Consider the following 20,134-nt stretch of genomic DNA (forward strand, 5'->3'; position numbering starts at 1 on the left):
TAACAGAGCGGTAACGAGAACTTAACGGCGGGCTCGCTCGGGTCAGGCGTCGAGATCATCCATCCGGTGGACGCTCCGTCATCCCCCGGGCCGATGTGTCGAAGAGGGCCTGCGAAGAGGCTGGATGCATGACCACGCAGAGCCTCACCGACACCCGCGACCGTGCCCGTGCGGCGGTGCTGTCGATCCTCGGATGCATCGGAGCGATGGTGTTCGTGGCCGTCGCCGGCCTCGCGCTCGTGGCGTGGACCGCGTACTCCGCCCTGCAGATCGCGATGGCCGGCTGACACCCGGCGGGGCGCCCGGCATCCGTACGATCGAGGCATGACTGCGACACGTCCGGCCGCGCCGCGCCTGATCGTCATGGGGGTCTCCGGCGTCGGCAAGTCGACGGTGGCGAGCGCGCTCGCGGCGGCGCTCGGGGTGGGGTTCCTCGACGCCGACGACCTGCACACGGCCGAGGCCGTGCAGAAGATGGCCGCCGGCGATGCCCTGACCGACGCCGACCGCCTGCCCTGGCTCACTGCCTGCGGCGTCGCGCTCGCCGCGGTTCCGGGGGGAGCGGTGCTGGCCTGCTCCGCCCTCGCGCGCCGGTATCGGGCTCTGCTGCGCGACGGCGCTCCGACCGCGCGGTTCGTGGAACTCGCCGCCGACCCCGACGTCGTGATGGCGCGTGCGACCGCGCGCGAGGGGCATTTCATGCCGCCGGCGCTCGTCGCCTCGCAGTTCGCGACCTGGGAGCCGCTCGGCGCCGACGAACCCGGGGTCAGCGTCGACGCGCACCGGCGGGTCGACGAGATCGTTGCCGACGTGTTGTCGCGGCTGTAGTCGTTCGGGGGAGGATGGGGAGATGCCCGCAGCCGCCGACCCCGATGTCACCGTCCGCGTCTCGCGCGTGCGCCGCGGCGACGTGTACGCCCGGGTCTCGACGATCGGATCCGAGGGCGACCGCGCCTTCGTCCTCGTCGCGGGGATCGGGGTGGCGGCGACGTACTTCGAACGTCTCGCGCCGCAGCTGAACGAGTTCGGGCCCGTGCACGCCCTCGACCTGCCGGGGTTCGGTGGCGTGCCGCATCCGGGCACCGCGATGACGATCGACGAGTACGCCGACCTGGTCGAGGCCGTGCTCGACGATCTGGGGCTCGTGGATCCGATCCTCGTCGGGCATTCGATGGGCACGCAGATGGTCGCCGAGGTGGCCGCCCGCCGGCCCGACATCAGCACGGCGGTGCTCATCGGCCCGGTCGTCGACCCGGCCGCGCGGCGGCTCCCGCTGCTCGCGGCCAAGTTCCTGCGCTCCAGCTGGCACGAGCCGTTGAAGATCAAGGTGCTCGCGGTCGGGGCGTACCTGCTGTGCGGTCCGCGATGGTTCTTCCGGGTGCTGCCCGAGATGGTGCGGTTCCGCATCGAGGATCGGCTGCCCCGCATCCGGGCGCACACGCTCGTCATCCGCGGCGAGCACGATGCCGTCGTGCCGCGTGCGTGGGTCGAGCGGGTGGCGGCCACCGTGCCGTTCGGCTCGACGTGGGAGATCGGCGGCGCCGGGCACTCGGTCATGCACGGGCACGCCGAGGGCGTCGCCCGCCTGTGCGTCGCGTTCGCCCGCGCGCCCCGCGACACCGACGGCGACCTCAACCTGATGCCGGATGAGGTGGCAGAGACCCGCGAGCCGCATTACGGCGATCCGGCCACGGCCGTGCGCGGCGTCGTCGGCCGCATCCGCGAGTTCGTCGGCGTGCTGCGCCGCGACGACCGGATGATCGCCCGGGGCAAGTCCGAGCACGCCCGCGCGACCTCCGAATCCCGCGAGGGCTGAGCCGGGCCGGGAGCTGAGTGCGCCCCGTACGTCGCGATCGGAGCGGCGTCAAGGGTCGGGGTGCGGACCGGGCCGACGACGAGAATCGATGCATGGTCGGAATCGCTGTTGTGCTCGTCATCGTCGGAATCGTGCTGCTGCTGCTCGGAGTGTTCGTGGAAGCGGTGAAGTTCCTGCTCTACATCGGCATCGCCATCCTGGTCATCGGGCTCATCGCGGCCCTGATGCGCTTCATCCGACGCCAGAATTAGCCCCCGAACGGGACGGATAACGCCCCGGGTCTGCGCGAGCCCCCGCGGGGAAGCGCCCCGGGGCGTTACCGTTGTCAGATGAGTACTTCTGCGTCCGACGCGACCGCTGAGCCCACTGACGCGGAGGCGACGACCGAATCGGCCGTCGAGACGCAGACATTCGCCGACCTGGGGCTCGATGCCGCCGTCCTGAAAGCGCTGAAGGACGTCGGCTACGAGACGCCGTCCGCGATCCAGGCCGCCACCATCCCGCCGCTGCTCGCCGGCCGCGACGTGATCGGCATGGCCCAGACCGGCACCGGCAAGACGGCGGCCTTCGCCCTGCCCGTGCTGTCGCAGCTCGACGTCGCCGCGACCACGCCGCAGGCGCTCGTGCTGGCGCCCACGCGCGAGCTGGCACTGCAGGTGTGCGAGGCCTTCGAGCGCTACGCGGCGCACCTGCGGGGCGTCCGCGTGCTGCCGATCTACGGCGGCCAGGGCTACGGCACGCAGCTCTCGGCGCTGCGCCGCGGCGTGCACGTCGTCGTCGGCACCCCCGGCCGCATCATGGACCACCTCGACAAGGGCACGCTCGACCTGTCGCAGCTGAAGTTCCTCGTGCTCGACGAGGCCGACGAGATGCTCAAGATGGGCTTCGCCGAGGATGTCGAGACGATCCTCGCCTCGACCCCGGCCGAGAAGCAGGTCGCCCTCTTCTCGGCGACGATGCCCGCGCAGATCCGCCGCATCTCGCAGCAGTACCTGCGCGAGCCCGAAGAGATCACGGTCAAGAACAAGACCGCGACCTCGAGCAACATCACGCAGCGCTACCTCGTCGTGTCGTACCCGCAGAAGGTCGATGCGCTCACCCGCATCCTCGAGGTCGAGAACTTCGAGGGCATGATCGTCTTCGTCCGCACGAAGAACGAGACCGAGACGCTCGCCGAGAAGCTGCGGGCCCGCGGCTACACGGCCGCCGCGATCAGCGGTGACGTCGCGCAGGCGCAGCGCGAGCGCACCGTCAACCAGCTGAAGTCGGGCAAGCTCGACATCCTCGTGGCGACGGATGTGGCCGCGCGCGGTCTGGATGTCGACCGCATCAGCCACGTCGTGAACTTCGACCTGCCGATCGACACCGAGTCGTACGTGCACCGCATCGGCCGCACCGGCCGTGCCGGCCGCACCGGCGACGCGATCAGCTTTGTCACGCCGCGCGAGCGCCGCATGCTGACCTCGATCGAGCGCGCCACGCGGCAGCCGCTCACGCAGATGAACCTGCCGAGCGTCGACGATGTCAACGCCACGCGCCTCACCCGCTTCGACGACGCGATCACCGCGGCGCTCGAGCAGACCGCGCGCGTCGACCGTTTCCGCGACATCATCGCGCACTACGTCGAGCACCACGATGTTCCCGAGACGGATGTGGCCGCCGCCCTCGCCGTCGTCGCGCAGGGCGAGACGCCCCTGCTGCTGTCGGCCGAGGACGAGCGGGCTCAGCAGCGCTTCGACCGCGATCGCCCCGAGCGCAGCGACCGCGGTCAGGGCGACGACCGCCGCGGCGGCGACCGCCCCGAGCGGCGTTCGCGGCCGAGCAACGGGTCGTTCGTCAAGTACCGCCTGGCCGTCGGACGCCGGCACCGCGTCGAGCCGCGCCAGATCGTCGGCGCTCTCGCCAACGAGGGGGGCCTGCGCCGCGAGGACTTCGGTCAGATCGACATCCGCCCGGACTTCTCGCTCGTCGAGCTGCCGGTGAACATGCCGAGCGACGTGCTCAACAAGCTGAGCGGCACCCGCATCGGCGGCAAGCTCATCGAGATGCGCGTCGACCAGGGCGCCCCCGGCGGTCGCGCCGACCGCGACCGCAAGCCCCGCCACTAGCCCCCGCGCGCTGGGCGCTCGCGCGCGCTGGCGCTGAGCGCTGCGCGCTCGCGTTCTTTGCCGAGCGCACATCCGGTCGTCGAGCGCATATGGTCCGAGATGTGCGCTCGCGTACGGGATGTGCGCTCGGCGGGTGGGTGGCCGCATCCGTTGGCCGCCGGACTCGGTGGCCGGGACATCTGGTGCGCCCGCGTTGTCTGCCAGCGCCGGTTGCCGCCGCATCGGGGTGCGGCGCGTGTTCTTTGCCGAGCGCACATCCTGTCGTCGAGCGCATATGGTCCGGGATGTGCGCTCGTATGCGGGATGTGCGCTCGGCGGGTGGTGGCCGCATCCGTTGGCCGCCGCCCCCCCGGAAGCTGCGCCATGTTGGTGCGCACGCGTTGTCTGCTGCCGCATCCGGGACGTGATCCCGTGGACGGTGCCGAGACAGGTCGGGCGAGCCGTTCAGCCCGCGAGCGCACATCCTGTCGTCGAGCGGACATGGTCCGGGATGTGCGCTCGCGTACGGGATGTGCGCTCGGCGGGGTGGATGGGGCGCGTCAGCCCTCGGAGCGCTCGCCGTCGGAGCCGTGGCCGTCGGAGCCCTTGGCCTCGCTCACTGCGGAACCTTCGGCCTCGCTCACTGCGGAACCGGAACCCTCGGAACCCTCAGCCTCGGAACCCTCAGCCCCGGAACCGGAACCGGAACCCTCGGAACCGTCGGAGGCGGGGTTGCGGACGCCCTCGGGGCGGATGAGCTCGCGCACCTCGCTCATGAAGCTCGTGAGCTGCTGCTGCTGCCAGCGCAGCTGACGGGTGCGGTCCTCGGCGTCCCGCAGCACGCCCGTGGAGTGCTCGATGACGGTCGACACGATCTTCTGGGCCTTGGCGCGCGCGCGGTCGAGGTTCTCCTGGGCGCGCAGGTGCGCCTCGGCCTCGATCTGCTGCGCCTGGGCGCGCATGAGCTTCTCGTAGTCGTCGGCCTTCGCCGAGATCCGCTGCGCGTGCTCGAGCGACGACGTGACCTGGTCGTTGGCGTCCGAGGTGATGCGCTCGGCGTGCGCCACGGCCTGGTTGTGCAGCACGAGGAACTCCTGCTGCGCGTCATCCTGGCGCCGGGTGAGGGTCTCTTCGAACTCGAGCAGGCGCGCGTTCATCTCGCGCACGTCGCGCTCGGTGTCGGAGCGCAGCTGCGCCGTCTCGCGCGTGACCATGGCGCGGAGCGCGGCGGCGCCCTTCTCGGCCTCGGAGCGGATGGTCTCGGCCTCGCGCTCGGCCTGGGCGAGCTTCTCGGCGGCGTGCGCGCCCTCGCGCTGGATGCGGGCCTCGTGCGCCGTGTACTCGGTGTCGATCTTCAGCCGCACCTGGTCGGCATCGTGCTGGGCCTGCGCGGTGATGCGGGCGACGTCCGCCTGCAGCTCGGCGCGTTGCGTGCCGGCCTCCTCGCGGGACGCCTCGAGCAGTCGCTCGGCCTGCGCTGCGGCGTTCTGGATGATCAGGCTCGCCTGCTCCTCGGCCACCCGCAGCACCGCCTCGAACTGCTCGCGCGTGGACGGGTCGTCGGAGGGCTCCGCGGCCGATTCGGGGCGCTCCGGTGCGTCCACCAGCTCGGCGGTGAGCGCGGCGATGCGCTGCTCGGCGTCGTTGATGCGGGCGGTCGCCGCGGCGAGGTCCGTCTCGAGACGCTCGGTGGCCTCGCGGTGCTCGGCGCGCTCGCGGTCGATGGTCTCGCTGTTGCCCTCGACGATGCGCTCGAGCTCGACCTGCTGGTCGGCGCGCAGCCGGTCGTAGGTCTCGCGCTGTCGCTGCTCGGCGGCGGCCAGGTCGTCGACGGCGCGCTGCAGGCGGCTCGACAGGTCGGAGATCGCGGAGTCGACCTCGCCGCGGTCGTACCCGCGGAAGGCCACCGAGAACGCACCGCCCTCGGATGAGGAGGAGGACTGGATCAGTTCGTCGAAGGGGGAGTCGGAGCGCGGATCAGTCATGAAGATGCCTTCCGGAGAAAAGGGGCGGTGCCCCCAGTCTTACGGATGCGGCTGTGCGCGCACCATGCGCGGGGCGGGATCAGCGCCCGCCGCCTCCTCCACCGCCCATGCCGCCGCCCGAGAACCCGCCGCCGAACGATCCGCCGGTCGAGCTGCTGCCGGCGCCGGCGGCGGCCCAGCTCGCGGTGACCGGGTTGGTGTTGGTGCGCAGGGTCGACAGCGCGACGCCCAGGTACACGGCCGAGAACCCGCGGTCGCCGGCGTACCAGCCGGGCTGCACGCCCAGCTCGTCGACCTTGGTGCTGAGCACATCCGCCCAGTCCTTCTCCACGCCCCAGATCACGGCGTACGGCAGGAGCTTCTCGTAGAGGTGCATGACCTGGTGCGGGTCGCTCGGATCGACCCCGGCGCGCCGCTCGGCCCCCTCGGGGCTCTGCAGCATGCGGATGCGGTCGGTCTCGGCGAGATCCAGGTACACCTTCAGCCCCTCGAGGTGATCGCGGGCATCGGCTCCCGCATCCGTCACGCGGTGTCCCCAGCGGAAGAACACGAACGAGAGGATGGCGACGGTGATCGACACGACGAGCGCGACGATGGCCAGCGGTCCGAACGGGATGTCGAGCCCGACCAGCCGGCCGGCATTGCTGGCTGTGGCGGTGAAGACGAGGCTCACGAGCGCGCCGACGAAAGCGACCACGGCGAGGGCGATCGCGATGCCCGACAGGCCCCGGCGGGGCGCGCCGGTGAGGCCGCGTCGGACGAGGGCGTCTCGCGCCGACGCCGACACGGCGGCCAGGCGCTTGGCGACCTCGGCATCGGGCTTCTTCAGCGCCACGCGGCGCCCGGTGCGGGCGGCGCCGCCGAACAGCGCGTCGAGCACCTCCTGGCGGGCGGCGACGTCGCTGGGGGCGGCGTACTCGAGGGTCAGATCGGTCTCGTCGTCTCCGACGAGGATGCGGAGGTGCCCGGCGACGGCGAGGTCGATGATCGCGGCGGGCACGGCGGTCGTCCCGCGTCCCACGAGGTGCGCGGCCTCCATGACGGTGAGGTCGGCGGGGGCGTCGTACTGGGCGACGATGACGCCGCGCCCGGCGGCATCCCTGCCCTGTCGGCGGCCGAGGAGCACGCCGGCTCCGGCGAGGGCGGCGAGCACGAGCGCGCCGATCGACCCGGCCCGGAACAGCGGTGCCGCGTCGATGGCGAACGTCTCGCCACTGGTGAGCACGACCTCGCCGGGCACGAAGGTGCCGGGCGCGAACGCGAACGCGGCGGTGACGTTCTCGCCGGCCTCCAGGTTGTAGGCCTCGGGGAAGAACTGCGTGGCGCCCTGGGCGTCGGTGCGCGACGGGATCTCGCAGGTGTCGCTCGAGCCGTACGCGCCCAGGTAGCAGGCGGCGTCGCCGGTGAGTGCGTCCGTCAGCGCGGGGTCGACGGTGATGGTCGCGCTCACCGATCCGAACGGCTGCTCCCACTCGGTGCCGTTGATGTCGCGGTAGAACTCGTCGGCGCCGGTGTCGGCGAACGCGCGGATCGTGTCGCGCTGCGTGTACGTGATGACGTACGTCTGCTGGCCGCGGACGTACGAGTCGTCGCCGGTGGCGACGACGATCACATCGCCGTCGCGGGTGATCTCGTGCGGGATCTCGGCGCCATCGGCCCCGGTCACGCTCGTCACCTCGGTGTGCAGCGGCACGCGGTCGTAGTCGTCGGGGATCGCCCGCACGATGCCGCGGTTCTGGTCCTCGTCGGGGAACCGGGCGACGATCGTCTCGGTGACCGTCAGTTCGGCGTGTCCATCGTCGGCGCGGCTGAGCGCCATGTCGGCGTGGAACTCGTCGAACGTGAAGTCGTCGACATCGGCGGGCACGACGGCCGCGGTCAGCAGCGTCGCGGCGCCGATCGCGGCGGCGGCGAGCAGGGCTCGGATTCGAAGGGCCATACTTCGACCGTAACCACCCCGCTCCCGCCGGCGGATCCCCCGCGCGGGGGAGAGCCGGCGACGGCGGCGGCGGAAGCCGCGGGTCAGTACGCGGTCAGTCGCGTGAACACCGCGGGCCCGTGGCGGCCGGAGACGGCGTCGATGTAGCGCGCACCGAGAACGAACACGCCCCGGTCGGGGACGGTGAACTCCTGCGAGAAGACGCCGGTCGCGTCGAGCAGCATCGGAGTCGGTCGACACGGCGCCGCATCGGGCAGCTTGATGCGCTGCACGGATGCGCCGGGCTCGCCCGTGATGGTGAGGATGAAGCCGGTGCCGGCCACCTCGGCGCCGTCCGCGGGAGCGGTGATCGAGGGGGGAGCGGCGACCGTGACCGCCGTGGGTGTTCCGAGTTCCGACGCGACGCCCTCGACGATCTGACGCACGGCGAGCGTGTGGTCGCCGGCGGGCAGGTACGCGGCCGCATCCGTCGTGCAGGCCCCGCCCGACAGGTCGGACACCTGCCATGCGCCGGCGTCGTCGGCCGCGGTGCGGCCCCACACGGTGCCGTCGCCGTCGAGCACCTCGATGGCGGCTGCGGGGACGGCGTCCGACCCCGCGAGCAGTGGGTACACCGTCGGGCCGGCGCTGAGGTCGGCCGTCATGGTCGGCGCCGCCGGGCGCGCGGGAGCGGGTGTGGGTTCGGGTGTTGGCGTCGGCGAGGGTGCGGACGTCGGCAGGGGCGAGGAGGTCGGCGCGGGGTCTGGCGCCAGCGCGGGGGCGGCCTCGGGCGGCGTCGGTGTCTGCGTCGGCGTCGGCGTCGGTCTCGGAGTGGGCGTCGGCGCGGGCTCCGCGACGATCGTGATGTCGGGCACGAGCTCGGGTTCGGCGGCGGAGGGTGCCGGATCGTCGAGCGTCGGCGGGGCGGCGAGAACCGACTCGACCGCCGCCTCCTGCGGGCCCGAGCCGGATTGCGCCGCCGCGACGCCGATGATCCCGGCGACGGCGACCACAGCGGCGACGGCCGCGGCCGTCGTCACGCGGCGGGATCGCAGACGCGTGAACCGGGATGCCGAGGATGCGGGGGCCGCTTCCGTACCCGCGGCGATCGCCACAGACACCGCCTGGCTGCCCGCCGACTGCGTCCAGGCCGCGTACGCCGCCGTGGCGGGGACGCCCACCACGATCGGCAGCAGGACGAGTGCGAGCCGCGATGCCACATCGCGGGCCTCGGCCCAGGCGATCGCGCATCCGTCGCAGGTGTCGAGATGCGCGTCGACGGTGCGCGCGTCGCGTCGTGAGAGGGCGCCGCGCGTGTGCGAGCCGAGGAGACCGATCGTCGTGCGGCACTCGTCCGAGCCCGCGGTGCGCAGTTGGGTGCCGATCCATGCGTCGCGGAATCCCCGTCGGGCGCGCACGACGAGAGCGGAGGCTGCGTTGGGGGCGAGACCGAGAAGAGGCGCGAACTGGCGCGGCTTGAGTCCATCGACCTCGCTGAACCACAGGGCTTCCTGCCAGCGCGTGGGCAGGGAGCGGAACGCGACTGCTGCCGCCGAGTTCTCGAGCGCCGACAGAGCCTCGTGTTCGGCGGCGGGGGCGGATGCGTGTTCGGCGTCTTCGAGGTCGGCGGCATCGGCGCGCTGCTCGCGCGCGCCCCATTCGGCGGCGACATTGCGCACGGATGTGAGCAGGTAGGGGCGGAACCCCATCTGCGGACCTGCGCCGCGGGCGATGGCGGCGAGGATGCGTGCGAACGCCTCCGCGACGAGGTCGTCGGAGTCGAGCGACGAGTACGCGCGCGCCACCGCGTGCGCGGCAGCGGAGTGGCGGAGCCAGAGCTCGCCGTAGGCGGCCGCGTCGGTCTCGCGGACGCGCTCCACGAGGGCGTCGTCGGAGGACGTGGTGAGGGTCATGCGGGTGCTCGGTTCGGGTCTGAGCGGTGGATCGACGTGCGCCATCAGTGTACGAGACGGGCTGTCGCGCCGGCCATCTCGGCGGGCGCAGCGTCTCCGATGGCCTCGAAGTTGCGGAGGTGCCGCACGAGGGCGCGGAAGACGTCGGGCGCGAACCGGTCGCAGTCGACGATGAGCGTCGCGTCGTCGCCGACGGTCACGAAGAGGCACTGCCGCGGCCCCTCCCACCACGGCCAGTCGGCGGTCGGCGGCGCCGCGAATCGCACCTCACCGCGGCGCCACGATGTCGCAGCGGTGGAGCCGTGGATCGTCACGTCCGCACCCCGGATCAGGATGCGGGTGGCCGGCAGCGCGCGGTGAGGGCCGCGGCGCAGTCGGCGCAGCACGACCCGGCGGCGCGATCGGAAGTCGAGTTCGACGCCTCTGGAAGCGAGCGGGACGCGGGGAGCAGGAGTGACACGCATACCTGGGAGATGAGCGCCGCGCGGTTTCGTGACGCGGCGCGCGGAAGAAATCTCCGGGATCCGCGTCACGATTCGGGCCGTGCCCCGTCTCAGTGGTGTCGAGGTCGTCCGACCCCGGCGGAACGGGGGACGGGTGTACGCGATGCAGGATGCGGGTGCGGGTGCGGGTGCGGGGCGCGCGGGGGCGCCCACAGAACGACTGATCGAGGCCGCGCTCGTCGTCGTGGCGGAGGTGGCATCGCCGCGGGGGCACGACGTGGGCGCGCAGCTGGCCGCGCTGGCGGGGGCGGGTGCGTCGGTGCTCACCGGGCTCGATGTCGGTGCGCGGACCGTGCTCGCCACGGGCATGGTGCTGGCCCGGGTGCGGGCGGGTGCCTTCGGTGCGGCGGCGGAGCTCGCGGCGGCCGAGACGTCGCGCGTGGCCGACGGTCTGTTCGGGGTGACACCCGCGGACGCGTCGGCGTTCTGGGCCGCGATCGCCGAGGTGGCGGTGCTCGGGGGCGATCTGGGAGTCGCCGTCGATGCGTCTCGACGCGCCTCGGATGCGGCAGCCGGGCACCTCGGCGCGCAGGAGCGCGCGGCCGGCCTCCGGGCGGTCGTTCTGGCCCTGGAGGGCCGGTATGGCGAGGCGGGCCGGATCGCGCGGCAGGCGGTGGCCGACGCACCGGGGCTGCCGACGCCCGCCGCGTTGTGCGCCGAGATGGTGGTGGCGGTGGCCAGGTCGGATGTCCTGCGACTGCGGGCGAACACGGCGACGCTCGCTCGCACTCCGATCCCGTGGGCGCGGGTCATGGCGGGGATCGCGGCGTCCGCGGCGGGAGTGCTGTCCGGTGCCCCGGAGCAGGCACTCGGTGACGGCGCACTTATGAACGGCATCGAGTCCGACTCGCTCCCGGTGCTGCTGCGACAGCTGGCCGGCGAATGGGTCTCGGCCGCGCACATCGTGCGCGGAGAGTCGTGGCGGGCGCTGGCGCTGTGGCAGGGGGAGTCCTCGACGGCGCACCACGTGGTGTGCGTGGAGGGCGCGCGGGCGGTGGCGCATCTGGGCCTCGGCGAACCTCGCGCTGCGCTGCGCGCCACCGAGGCCTGCCTGCGGTCGGGGCCACGGCACAGCCGCAGGACGTTCCCCGGGATGCTCCTGGTGCGTGCCGTGGCGCACACCCGCCTCGGCGACGCGCAGGCCGCGTCCCTCGCCGTCGACGAGGCGGTGGCGATCGCCCAGCAGGTCGGCGAGGGCACGGTGCTGGCGCCGGTGGGCGTCGCCTCGGAGGAGCTCTGCGACCTGCTCGAGAGGTGCGCCGACGATCGGCCGCATCTCGCCGACACCGCGCGTACACTCGCTTCCCGGTGGAGGCGTCTGCCGCAGCTGCCGGAGGCAGCGCCCGCCATGCCGCCGCTGACCCGACGCGAGCATGCGGTGGCGTGGGCGCTCCGTGATCACGCGACGGTCGCCGGGATCGCGACAGCCTTCACGGTGTCGACGAACACCGTGAAGACGCAGCTGCGTCGGCTCTACGCGAAGATCGGCGTGGCCGGCAAGCAGGACGCGCTCGACCGTTTGGAAGCCTCGGGCTTCTTCGTCGCCGCCGGCCCGCCGCAGGAATGACGAAGGCCCCTCCGGGGAGGGGCCTTCGCGGCTGATCGAGGCGAAGCGCCCCCCAGCTCGGGTGATGAGCGCACGGGCCTTCGCGGGGAGCGCGCGCTCAGATGTCATTGATAGCACATGGACGTCACATCCATGCGAACGAATCGTTCACGCGTCGACGATGTGGATGCCGAGGGCCCGCGCGAGGGCCGGGGCGACGGCATCCAGCTGACGGCTGTTCAGCGTCGCCCCGCGGAGGCCCTCGATGCCGTCGATGCGGCCGGGGTCGAGGGAGCGCAGATCGACGTCGGTCAGTCGCGCCTGCTGCACGGTGAGGGCCCGCAGGCTCGTGCCGGCGAAGGCGACGCGCTCGGCGACGGCGGCGGTGAGGTCGAGCTCGTCGATCGTGCAGTCGGTGAACAGCACGTCGGTCAGGCGCGACCCGTGGAGGTTGACGTAGCCGAGCCGGCAGCCCACGAGATGCACCGATCGCCACGTGGCGTTGGAGAGGTCGGCCGAGCCGATGCGCGAGTCGGTGAGGGTGACGTCGCGAAGCGCGCCCGAGGGGCCGGTCAGCGCGGGCACGTCCAGGCGTTCGATCACGGTGTCGACGAAGGACGTCGCGCCGAGGGTGAGCTCGCGCGCCGTGATGTCGACGAGCCGCGACTCGCCGAGCCCGACGCCGGTCAGGTCGACGCCGGTCAGATCTCCCGTCAGCTCGACGAGTTCGAGGTTGGTGTGCGTGAGCACATCGGCGGGGTCGAGCGCTTCGCGGGTCACCTCGGCGATCGGGTGCAGACGCGGGGCGCGCGGGCCGTCGGAGGGCGGGCGTCGGGTGGTGCGGCTCGTCACCCGTGAAGTGTACGAGGGTGCCCGACCGGCTCGTAAGCTCGACGCGTGCCCGATGCCGCTCGTCCTTCCGCCGCATCGACGGGCCCGACGCTGCGCGACCGTCGGATCATGCTGTGGGTGCTGCTCGGGGCCTGCGTCGGAGGCGCAGCGCTGATCTGGATGCTGTGGGTGCTGCCCGTGGCGTCCTCGGTGGCGGATGCCGCGCCGGTGCCGCTCGGCGAGATCTCGGTGGTCGATGCCGCGGCGGGCGAGAGCGTCGGCGTGTGGGCGTCGGGGCCGGCAGCCCTCCTCGGCCTCGCCGAGTGCACCGGCACGGACGCGGCAGGTCACGACGTGCCCCTGTTCGCGGGCGCGACCCCCGACTGGGACGACGTGCTCTGGTGGATGACGCCGCGCGACGGATTCCGGCAGGTGCTGCGCGCGGTCCCCGCGGCGCCGGGTGAGGTCGAGATCGTGTGCGTGTCGGCGATGGACGCCTATGAGGGGCAGTTCCTCCTGGCGGGCGACAGCTTCGGCGCCGGCTCCGTGGGACTCGGTCGGGGCGGCAACGTCGACTACCCGGTCGGCACGCTGCTGGCGCTCGGCGCGGTCACGCTGCCGCTGTTCTCGGTGCTGCTCCTCGTGGTGCTGATCGTCCAGACGCTCGTCTCCCGCGGGCGGAGGATCAGGACGCGGGGCAGAGCGTGATGCCGTCGGTGCGGTCGGTGCCGATCGGAGTGCCCGCGAGCGCGGCGACGACGCGCACGGCCCGGTCCCAGTACCGGGCGTAGTGGTACGGGTCGGCGTTGATCTGGGTGTCGTGCGCGACGATCGTCGGTTCCATCGACGCCCGGTCGGGCACGCGGTCCGCCATCGCCCCGTAGAAGATGGATGCGGCGGTGTACGGGTCGAGGCGCGCTTCGCGCGACCCCCAGCTGTCCTGCTGCTGGAAGAGGCCGATCGAGGTGGTGCGCGACCCGTCCGGGTTCGTCACGCCACTCGTCTCCCAGTCGCCGTAGTCGATGTTGCGCAGCGAAGACTCGCCCATCGCCGTCATGACGGCGATCGTCTGATCGCGCTCGTCGAAGCCGAGGTCGCGCCCGGCGGCGAGGATCGTGCAGGCGTTGCCCAACTGCTCGGCGCCGTACCCGGCGATGTTCGGCGCCGCCTCGGCGGGCGGGTGCGCCGCATCCGGCACGAGCGCCGGGGTGAGGGCCTCGTCGAACGCGTCGCTGAAGGCGGCGAGGGCGTAGCCGCCGAGAAGCACCAGGGCCACGATCGTCAGGATCGGCGCGATGATCACCGCGGCGAGCAGCGAGCGGCGCGGCCCCCGGCGCGGCCGACGCCGGGACCGGCTGCGGGGCCGGCGCCGGCGCGCGGAGGTGCGTGCGTGCATCCGTTCGCCCTCCGAGTGGGTGTCGCGCGGTGGCGCGTGCGCCCAGCGTACGGCGAGCGGCTGAGGGATGCCCGAGCGGGCTCCCTCAGCTCTGTCGCACGGTGCGGCGGCGCAGCGCCACGGCTCCGGCGCCCAGCAGCAGCGTGAGCGCACCGAGGGCGAGCACACCGGTGGGCTCGGTGCCACCCGTGGCGGCCAGCACCGGGCGGTCGCTGGGCGTGGGCGGCACGGGCAGGGCGGCTTCGACCGCGGCGACGAGGGCCCGTGCGTCGATGAGGCCGGCGCCGACCACATCCGCCGCCGGGATCACCGGGTACGGCGACGCGACGGGTGTGGCGGTCTCGGTGATCAGCCGGCGCACGTCGGCCGGCGTGAGCGCGGGGTTCATCTGCAGCGCGAGCGCCGCGACGCCGGCGGCGTTGGGCGATGCCGCCGAGGTGCCCTCGAACCGGTAGATCCCCACGGCGGTCTCGGCGTCACTCGCCAGCGCGTTCTGGCGGGCGCCGTCGATCGAGAGGATGTTGGGCTTGGCGTGCGTGATGGGCTCGGCGAGGCGTTCCGCCGTGAAGGTGTCGTTCTGCGGCGTGAAGAAGTAGGTCACCGGGCCGACCGAGCTGAAGGCCTCGATCGCTCCGTCGAGTTCGACGCCGGCGGCGGCGACCGTGAGGGCTGCCGGGGCGCCGTTGTGCCCCGAGACCGTGGCGCCGACCACATCCGGGCCCTCGGAGCGCCAGTACTCGGCCGAGACGGCCCACTGCAATCCGTCGATGGTCGAGATGAAGCCGATGGGCGGCTCGATGAGGGTCTCGGGGGCGCCGTCGGTGAAGCGGAAGATGCTGACCTCGAGCTCGACGAGGTCGGTGTCGAGGTTCGACGTGTCGTGACCGGTCGTGTCGAACTCGGCGTATGCATCGAAGTACGGCACGCCGGAAGCCGGCTCGGGAACCGTCGGGCTGTTCTCGGAGGTGAACACCGTCGTCCCCAGGTTGGTCGTCGTGGTGATGCCGAACGAGGCCTTGGCGCCGCCCCACGGCTCACCCCACTGGAATGCCAGCGGCAGCACCGTGTCGGCCGTGCCGGGAATCGCTTCCATCTCGATCGGCAGGGTCTCGTAGGTCGAGACGGCGTCGGTGGTGGACGGGTCGCGATCGAAGTCCATGCAGTCGACCGTGCGTCCGGGGTAGGCCGCCAGGATGCTGGCCTCGACCGTCGGCTCGCACGCCGTGGGGCGGTACGCCGAGGTACGCCATCCCGACACGGGGGAGTACGACTGGCCGGCAGTCGGGCGTAGCGCGTACGCGTTGTTGTTGCCGGCGGCGGTGAAGTAGGTGATGCCGAGCGCGGTGGCGTGCTCGATCATGGTGCCCGCGGCGGACTGCTGGAACCACGGCTCGTCGAAGCCGATCACGTCGTCGACGATGATGTCGACGCCGGCGTCGATGAGCAGCTGGATGGCGCCCGACGTGTCGAGCACACCGACGCCCGCCGAGGCGAAGTACAGCTCGGCGCCCGGGGCGATGCCGTGCACCATCTGCGCCATGGCGCGGCCCTCGTCGGTGCCGATCGCCACCTTCTCGTCCTTCGCGGCGACCAACTCGCGCAGGACGGTGACCTCCTGGGTGTAGCCGCACGGGTTCCCGGCACCGGGCAGCAGTCCGTCGGCGACGTTCTCGTCGGCGCTCGTGAGGGCCAGACTCTTGGGGTTGTTCGGGGTGGCCGGGGTGTTGACGTTGTACGAGTCGGAGATGATGCCGACCTTCACGCCCGTGCCGTCGACGCCGAACTCGTCGCGCGCCGCATCGGACTTCAGGAAGGGGTCGGCGTCGACCGGGATGGTGCGGCAGCTCGTGTCGGCCGGAGCGGCGTGGGCGGCGGTCGGCAGGGCGACGGCGCCCAGAGCCATGAGGGAGGCGGCGGTCACGGCCGCGATCATGCGAGAGGTCACGAGGGAAGGCTAGGGATCTGCTGAGATGTCGCGGTGTCGGATGGGTAGTTCTACGTGCCCGGCGAGCTGTGCATAACCGATTCGCAGCCGGAGCCCGCTGTTACGGTCGAAGTTCGATCCGTGTGGGGGCGGTGGACGATCTGCCTGCACCGTGAGTGAAGGCGAGCGATCCCATGGCAGAAGCCGGCTGGTACCCCGATCCGTCCGGAGCGCCGGGGCAGCGCTGGTGGGATGGCGCGCAGTGGACCGAGCACGTGCACGCGGCTTCGCCGGCTGCGGCGCCCGTTCCGGCCGCGGAGCCGGCGACGGCGCCGGCGGCGGAGCCGGAGATCGCGACCCCGAAGAAGGGCCGCGGCAAGAAGATCGGCATCATCGTCGGGGTGGCGGTCGCGCTGGTCGTGGCGCTGGTGCTCACGTTCTCGGTCGTCGCGATCCGCGGCTTCCTCGGCCTCGACCGGCAGTTCGCGCTGCCCACCGACGCCGAGCCGGTGGCGGACCGGGGCTACGCGATGACCGAGCCGCTGCTGAACGTGTCGACGCGATCGTCGCTCACGTTCCCGGCGAAGTACGACTTCGACGCCCGCAGCGGCAAGAGCCTGCGCAGCGACTGGGCGTTCGAGCTGTTCCTCGACCCGGCGCTGACGGAGCGGGCCAGTGTGTCGGTGTTCCAGTCGGATCCCGGCGCCGACCTCAGCATCCGCCCGAACGAGTCGCGCGAGGAGACGGTGCCGGGGCGCTCGGAGCCCGTGGCCCTCATGTCGCCGAGCGCCGACTGGCAGAGCTGGGGCCTCGAGCCCGAGTACTACTTCGTGCGGCACGTCGACGAGCACGGCGAGCCGCTCGAGACGCCGGTCGTGACCAAGGTCACGACCGAGGGCACCGGGTTCACCGAGCCCTCCGTCCAGGTGTCGGCGGACGCCGAGTCCGGGGCGCTGGAGCTCAGCTGGGCGCCGGTGGAGGGCGCGACCGAGTACATCGTGGTGGGCAGCTTCGCGCAGGTGAGCGACAACTCGTCGGGGCGGCTGTACTCCGTGCTCGGTACGACCTCCGAGACCACGTGGTCGAGCGAGGACGATTTCGAGACCAGCGCGCTCGGCGACAAGCAGAACGTGAACCTCGTGTCGTTCAGCGGGGAGAGCGCGGATGAGATCAGCGCGCTGGGTGCGCAGGAGGACAGCTGGTCCTACGAGACCAGCGCGTACCGCTGGGGCGTCATCGCCAACGACGGCGACCGGTATTCACGGGTCGCGACCGCCGACGCCGACGAGGTCACCCAGGCGCTGCCGTACGAGGTCGCGGAGTACGCCATGGGCGGTGAGACGCTCGTGTTCGACGAGCAGGAGTTGCGCGCGGTGCCCCCGCGATTCGCCTTCACGAGCCTCGACGGCCTGACGCGCCAGACGCAGGCGGTCATCCCCGAGGGCGGGATCGAGTGGACCGGCAACCGTCTGCTGACGGTGTCGTTCCAGGGTGTCGGCACGCAACTGACCCATCGTGTGGAGTGGTCCGGCGCCGATCCCGCCTTCGACACCGAGGCGTTCCGGGCGGACTACAACGCGCGGGCCGCGGCCGCTGTGCCGACCACCGGCGGCTCGACCGTCATCAGCAAGTCGCTCGAAGAGGTGACGATCGACAGCACCCCCGCGACCGAGCCGGCGGATGTCGCCTACTCCGTGTACGGGTCGGACGACTACGTGCGCTTCCTCGCCGGTCACATGATCGCCGGTACCCGCTTCGTCGACGTGACCGCGTTCGCGCGGGCGGCGGGCGCCCAGTCGCTCTACGACGCGCTCGAGGAGGCGCAGTCGCAGAACGCCTACGTCGTGGGTGTGGGCTCCTACGGCACGCGCGAGTCGGCCGACAGCACGGTGCTCTGGCTCGAGTACGACATGGATGAGGCGGAACGCACCCGCATCCAGCAATCGATCAAGGCGTCCGTCGACGGAATCCTCGCGTCGGTGGTCACCGAGGGCATGTCCGCCCGCGACAAGGCGGTCGCGATCAACGACTGGGTGACGGCGAACGTGGAGTACGACTACACGGCTCTCGCCAGTCGTGACGCCACCGGCTCGATCGACGGCTTCGAGCACGCCTGGCGTGCCGACGGTGCCCTCGAGCAGGGCACCGCGGTGTGCGCCGGCTACTCCTTCGCCTACGCGACCCTGATGAACGCGGCGGGTGTCGAGACCGTCTACGTGACGGGTGACGTGTTCTCGGCCGGGCGCCACGCGTGGAACAAGGTGCTGATCGACGGGTCGTGGTGGGCGGTCGACACGACGTGGAACGACACCCCTGAGGGCAACCGCTATCTGCTGATCAGCGACGCCGAGTTCACCGGCTCGGCCGAGCGGGTGGAGGACGGCGCCTGGGTGCGCGACGACGCACTGCAGAACTACCGCACGCCGTAATCGATCGCGTCGCGTCGCGACAGAGATGTGCCCCCTTCCTGCAGCACAGCAGGAAGGGGGCAGAAGCGGTGGAGGCTGGGCCTCGTCTCGCTCGGGTAGACGCCCGAGCCTTCGCGGGGAGCAGGCGTCCTCATGAATGTAAGCACAGATGTCCGCCGTTGTGGGGACAGACAACCGTTGATTTGAGTGGTTACGATGCCCCTCGCGTCCTCGCGGTGTGTGGGACGCTCCTCCTGGCCCCGATGGTGCGGTCGACCTGCGCGTCGGCGAAACATTACGTGCCTGCAACCGGCGCGCAATCAAGGGTCGGTAGTCTGCTCGGCATCCGGCTCGTTACGTTGCGCCAATCACCCGTTTTGTCCTTGGGGGACACCATGGATACGAGTCCCACCCGTTCGCAGTACCGATCGAGCGTCGAATCGCGAAAGTCGACCACATCCGAGGATCGGGCCAAGGCGCGCGCCCGCGAACGTCACCGTCGGAAGATCCGTCGCCAGCTCTCGCAGCGTCCCCACTGGTCGCTCTATGTGGGCGTCTCGTTGCTCGCGCTCGGCGTCGTCGCGGTGGTCGCCGCGGCGTTGCTGACGCGGTAGCCCGCGCGCTCGCGTCCTGCGCTGAGCGCGGGTGAGATAGCGAGTGAAATCCGGCCCCTTCGCCGTTCGACGGCTGCCGCGCCCGCTCAGGATGGGGCTGCACAGATCCCCGCGAAGGCTCGTGCCGTGCGCCCCGGTCGGCCCCGACGACCGGGGCGCATTGTGCGGCATGATGTGAGCGGGCATCTGAGGAGGCGAAGCGATGGTGGGGGACGAGAGCATCGTCGGCGACCTGCAGCGACTGCGGCTCGACGCGGGAGACGTGTCGTACGGCGAGATCGCTGCCCGCATCGCGCGTGACCGCGAGGCCCGCGGGGCGACGGCTGCCGCATCCCGCATCGCACGCTCCACCGTCTACGACGCGTTCCGGCCGGGGCGCACGCGCCTCAATCCCGCGCTGGTGGCCGAGATCGTGCGCGCGCTCGGCGCGGATGAGGCCGAGACCGAGCGGTGGCGGCAGCGCTGCCTTCGGGCGCGGACGGTCGCGGCCCCCGCATCCGAACAGCCCGTGCCGTTGATCCTGCCTGCGCCGGCACCGTCGCTCCCCCTGACGGCGCGGATGGGGCTCGCCGCACTGATCGTGCTGCTGTGCGTCGCGGTGAACCTCGTGGGCGGGCGCACCATCCTGCTTCTCGGCCTGCCGCTCTACCTCGACATGATCGGCACGGCTGTTGCGGCGATCGCCCTCGGACCGTGGTTCGGCGTCGCCGTCGCGGTCGGCACCCACGCGGCCGGAGCGCTGATCGAGCAGTCCTTCGTGGGGATGCCGTACGCCCTCGTTAACGTCGTGGGAGCGCTCATCTGGGCCTACGGCGTGCGCCGGTGGGGCCTCGGGCGCTCGCCGGTGCGCTTCCTCGCGCTCAACATGATCGTCGCGGTCAGCTGCACGGCCGTCTCGGTGCCGATGACGCTCATCTTCCACCACGGCCTCACGACGCATCCGGCCAGCGAGTCGATGATCGAGCGGCTGCTCACCGTCGGCGGGGGACTGGGGGTGGCCCTGTTCTCGTCGAACATCGTCACCTCCGTGCTCGACAAGCTCATCACGGGGTTCATCGCCCTGGCCGCCGCGCCCGCGCTCGTCGCGTGGCTCGACCGCCGGGCGCCGCTCGGCCGGTCGCGACCCGTGCTCTTCCGTCGCCCGCCGCGCGAGGTGCCGCGGGATGCCCCGCCGCATCCCGCGCACGTCTGAC

Annotated in this window: 17 protein-coding genes; 10 read left to right on the plus strand and 7 right to left on the minus strand. The window is 72.0% G+C overall.

The features are described from left to right. Nucleotides 1-128: 128 nt before the first annotated feature. The 5 genes from AB0N73_RS05825 (at nt 129) to AB0N73_RS05845 (ending at nt 3,924) form a co-directional block, all read left to right on the plus strand. The gene (locus tag AB0N73_RS05825; RefSeq protein WP_363561324.1) at nt 129-287 is read left to right on the plus strand and encodes a hypothetical protein; all 159 of its coding nucleotides are present in this window, start codon (nt 129-131) and stop codon (nt 285-287) included. Between the two features lie 37 nt (nt 288-324). Next, a complete protein-coding gene (locus tag AB0N73_RS05830; RefSeq protein ID WP_363561326.1) occupies nt 325-828 on the plus strand; it encodes a gluconokinase in 504 nt (167 codons plus the stop codon). A gap of 22 nt (nt 829-850) precedes the next feature. Continuing rightward, complete coding sequence (locus tag AB0N73_RS05835; RefSeq protein ID WP_363561328.1) at nt 851-1,816, plus strand: alpha/beta hydrolase; 966 nt, start codon at nt 851-853, stop codon at nt 1,814-1,816. Nucleotides 1,817-1,908: 92 nt separating this feature from the next. Next, entirely contained in the window at nt 1,909-2,067 is a 159-nt protein-coding gene (locus AB0N73_RS05840) for a hypothetical protein (protein WP_363561330.1), read from the plus strand. Nucleotides 2,068-2,145: 78 nt separating this feature from the next. Then, nucleotides 2,146-3,924 carry a DEAD/DEAH box helicase gene (locus tag AB0N73_RS05845; RefSeq protein ID WP_363561332.1) on the plus strand — a complete coding sequence of 593 codons (1,779 nt, stop codon included), beginning with the start codon at nt 2,146-2,148 and terminating at the stop codon, nt 3,922-3,924. A gap of 539 nt (nt 3,925-4,463) precedes the next feature. On the opposite strand, the gene AB0N73_RS05850 is transcribed toward AB0N73_RS05845, so the two are convergent. The 4 genes from AB0N73_RS05850 to AB0N73_RS05865 all read right to left on the minus strand — a co-directional run bounded on the left by AB0N73_RS05850 (nt 4,464) and on the right by AB0N73_RS05865 (nt 10,183). Next, nucleotides 4,464-5,888: a cell division initiation protein gene (locus AB0N73_RS05850; RefSeq protein ID WP_363561334.1), complete on the minus strand. Its 1,425-nt coding sequence runs from the start codon at nt 5,886-5,888 to the stop codon at nt 4,464-4,466. Between the two features lie 79 nt (nt 5,889-5,967). Then, on the minus strand, nt 5,968-7,827 hold the full coding sequence (locus tag AB0N73_RS05855; RefSeq protein WP_363561336.1) for a DUF2207 domain-containing protein: 1,860 nt from the start codon (nt 7,825-7,827) through the stop codon (nt 5,968-5,970). Nucleotides 7,828-7,910: 83 nt separating this feature from the next. Continuing rightward, nucleotides 7,911-9,719: a sigma-70 family RNA polymerase sigma factor gene (locus tag AB0N73_RS05860; protein ID WP_363561338.1), complete on the minus strand. Its 1,809-nt coding sequence runs from the start codon at nt 9,717-9,719 to the stop codon at nt 7,911-7,913. A gap of 44 nt (nt 9,720-9,763) precedes the next feature. Next, the gene (locus AB0N73_RS05865) at nt 9,764-10,183 is read right to left on the minus strand and encodes a hypothetical protein (protein WP_363561340.1); all 420 of its coding nucleotides are present in this window, start codon (nt 10,181-10,183) and stop codon (nt 9,764-9,766) included. Between the two features lie 79 nt (nt 10,184-10,262). On the opposite strand from AB0N73_RS05865, the gene AB0N73_RS05870 reads away from it, so the two are divergent. Continuing rightward, nucleotides 10,263-11,789 (plus strand): LuxR C-terminal-related transcriptional regulator, encoded by a 1,527-nt coding sequence (locus AB0N73_RS05870; RefSeq protein WP_363561342.1) that lies wholly within the window; start codon nt 10,263-10,265, stop codon nt 11,787-11,789. Nucleotides 11,790-11,936: 147 nt separating this feature from the next. Here the strand turns inward: AB0N73_RS05870 and AB0N73_RS05875 are convergent, their stop codons facing one another. Next, a complete protein-coding gene (locus AB0N73_RS05875) occupies nt 11,937-12,620 on the minus strand; it encodes a pentapeptide repeat-containing protein (protein WP_363561344.1) in 684 nt (227 codons plus the stop codon). A 45-nt stretch (nt 12,621-12,665) separates the two neighbouring features. Here AB0N73_RS05875 and AB0N73_RS05880 point away from each other — a divergent pair, with 45 nt between their 5' ends. Continuing rightward, nucleotides 12,666-13,307: a hypothetical protein gene (locus AB0N73_RS05880; RefSeq protein ID WP_363561346.1), complete on the plus strand. Its 642-nt coding sequence runs from the start codon at nt 12,666-12,668 to the stop codon at nt 13,305-13,307. On the opposite strand, the gene AB0N73_RS05885 is transcribed toward AB0N73_RS05880, so the two are convergent. Beyond that, nucleotides 13,285-13,995 carry a peptidase M23 gene (locus AB0N73_RS05885; RefSeq protein WP_363561348.1) on the minus strand — a complete coding sequence of 237 codons (711 nt, stop codon included), beginning with the start codon at nt 13,993-13,995 and terminating at the stop codon, nt 13,285-13,287. The two genes, AB0N73_RS05880 and AB0N73_RS05885, sit on opposite strands and share 23 nt — an antisense overlap. Before the next feature lie 85 nt (nt 13,996-14,080). Beyond that, nucleotides 14,081-15,940, minus strand: coding sequence for a S8 family serine peptidase (locus AB0N73_RS05890; RefSeq protein ID WP_363561350.1), 1,860 nt, complete (start codon nt 15,938-15,940; stop codon nt 14,081-14,083). A gap of 173 nt (nt 15,941-16,113) precedes the next feature. Here AB0N73_RS05890 and AB0N73_RS05895 point away from each other — a divergent pair, with 173 nt between their 5' ends. From AB0N73_RS05895 to AB0N73_RS05905, 3 genes are all read left to right on the plus strand, one after another. Further along, on the plus strand, nt 16,114-18,348 hold the full coding sequence (locus AB0N73_RS05895; RefSeq protein WP_363561352.1) for a DUF2510 domain-containing protein: 2,235 nt from the start codon (nt 16,114-16,116) through the stop codon (nt 18,346-18,348). 374 nt (nt 18,349-18,722) lie between these two features. Beyond that, nucleotides 18,723-18,941 carry a hypothetical protein gene (locus AB0N73_RS05900; protein WP_363561354.1) on the plus strand — a complete coding sequence of 73 codons (219 nt, stop codon included), beginning with the start codon at nt 18,723-18,725 and terminating at the stop codon, nt 18,939-18,941. 202 nt (nt 18,942-19,143) lie between these two features. Continuing rightward, on the plus strand, nt 19,144-20,133 hold the full coding sequence (locus tag AB0N73_RS05905) for a helix-turn-helix transcriptional regulator (RefSeq protein WP_363561356.1): 990 nt from the start codon (nt 19,144-19,146) through the stop codon (nt 20,131-20,133). Nucleotide 20,134: the final 1 nt, after the last annotated feature.

Source organism: Microbacterium sp. NPDC089189, from assembly GCF_040685095.1.
In the GTDB taxonomy this organism is placed as follows: Bacteria; Actinomycetota; Actinomycetes; order Actinomycetales; family Microbacteriaceae; genus Microbacterium.

Excerpts from the sequence above, each read along its gene's own strand:
- AB0N73_RS05865 (WP_363561340.1), bottom strand. The coding sequence starts at position 10,183 with ATGCGTGTCACTCCTGCTCCCCGCGTCCCGCTCGCTTCCAGAGGCGTC.
- AB0N73_RS05825 (WP_363561324.1), top strand. The coding sequence starts at position 129 with ATGACCACGCAGAGCCTCACCGACACCCGCGACCGTGCCCGTGCGGCG.
- AB0N73_RS05835 (WP_363561328.1), top strand. The coding sequence starts at position 851 with ATGCCCGCAGCCGCCGACCCCGATGTCACCGTCCGCGTCTCGCGCGTG.
- AB0N73_RS05885 (WP_363561348.1), bottom strand. The coding sequence starts at position 13,995 with ATGCACGCACGCACCTCCGCGCGCCGGCGCCGGCCCCGCAGCCGGTCC.
- AB0N73_RS05855 (WP_363561336.1), bottom strand. The coding sequence starts at position 7,827 with ATGGCCCTTCGAATCCGAGCCCTGCTCGCCGCCGCCGCGATCGGCGCC.
- AB0N73_RS05830 (WP_363561326.1), top strand. The coding sequence starts at position 325 with ATGACTGCGACACGTCCGGCCGCGCCGCGCCTGATCGTCATGGGGGTC.
- AB0N73_RS05860 (WP_363561338.1), bottom strand. The coding sequence starts at position 9,719 with ATGACCCTCACCACGTCCTCCGACGACGCCCTCGTGGAGCGCGTCCGC.
- AB0N73_RS05850 (WP_363561334.1), bottom strand. The coding sequence starts at position 5,888 with ATGACTGATCCGCGCTCCGACTCCCCCTTCGACGAACTGATCCAGTCC.
- AB0N73_RS05840 (WP_363561330.1), top strand. The coding sequence starts at position 1,909 with ATGGTCGGAATCGCTGTTGTGCTCGTCATCGTCGGAATCGTGCTGCTG.
- AB0N73_RS05900 (WP_363561354.1), top strand. The coding sequence starts at position 18,723 with ATGGATACGAGTCCCACCCGTTCGCAGTACCGATCGAGCGTCGAATCG.
- AB0N73_RS05845 (WP_363561332.1), top strand. The coding sequence starts at position 2,146 with ATGAGTACTTCTGCGTCCGACGCGACCGCTGAGCCCACTGACGCGGAG.
- AB0N73_RS05905 (WP_363561356.1), top strand. The coding sequence starts at position 19,144 with ATGGTGGGGGACGAGAGCATCGTCGGCGACCTGCAGCGACTGCGGCTC.
- AB0N73_RS05895 (WP_363561352.1), top strand. The coding sequence starts at position 16,114 with ATGGCAGAAGCCGGCTGGTACCCCGATCCGTCCGGAGCGCCGGGGCAG.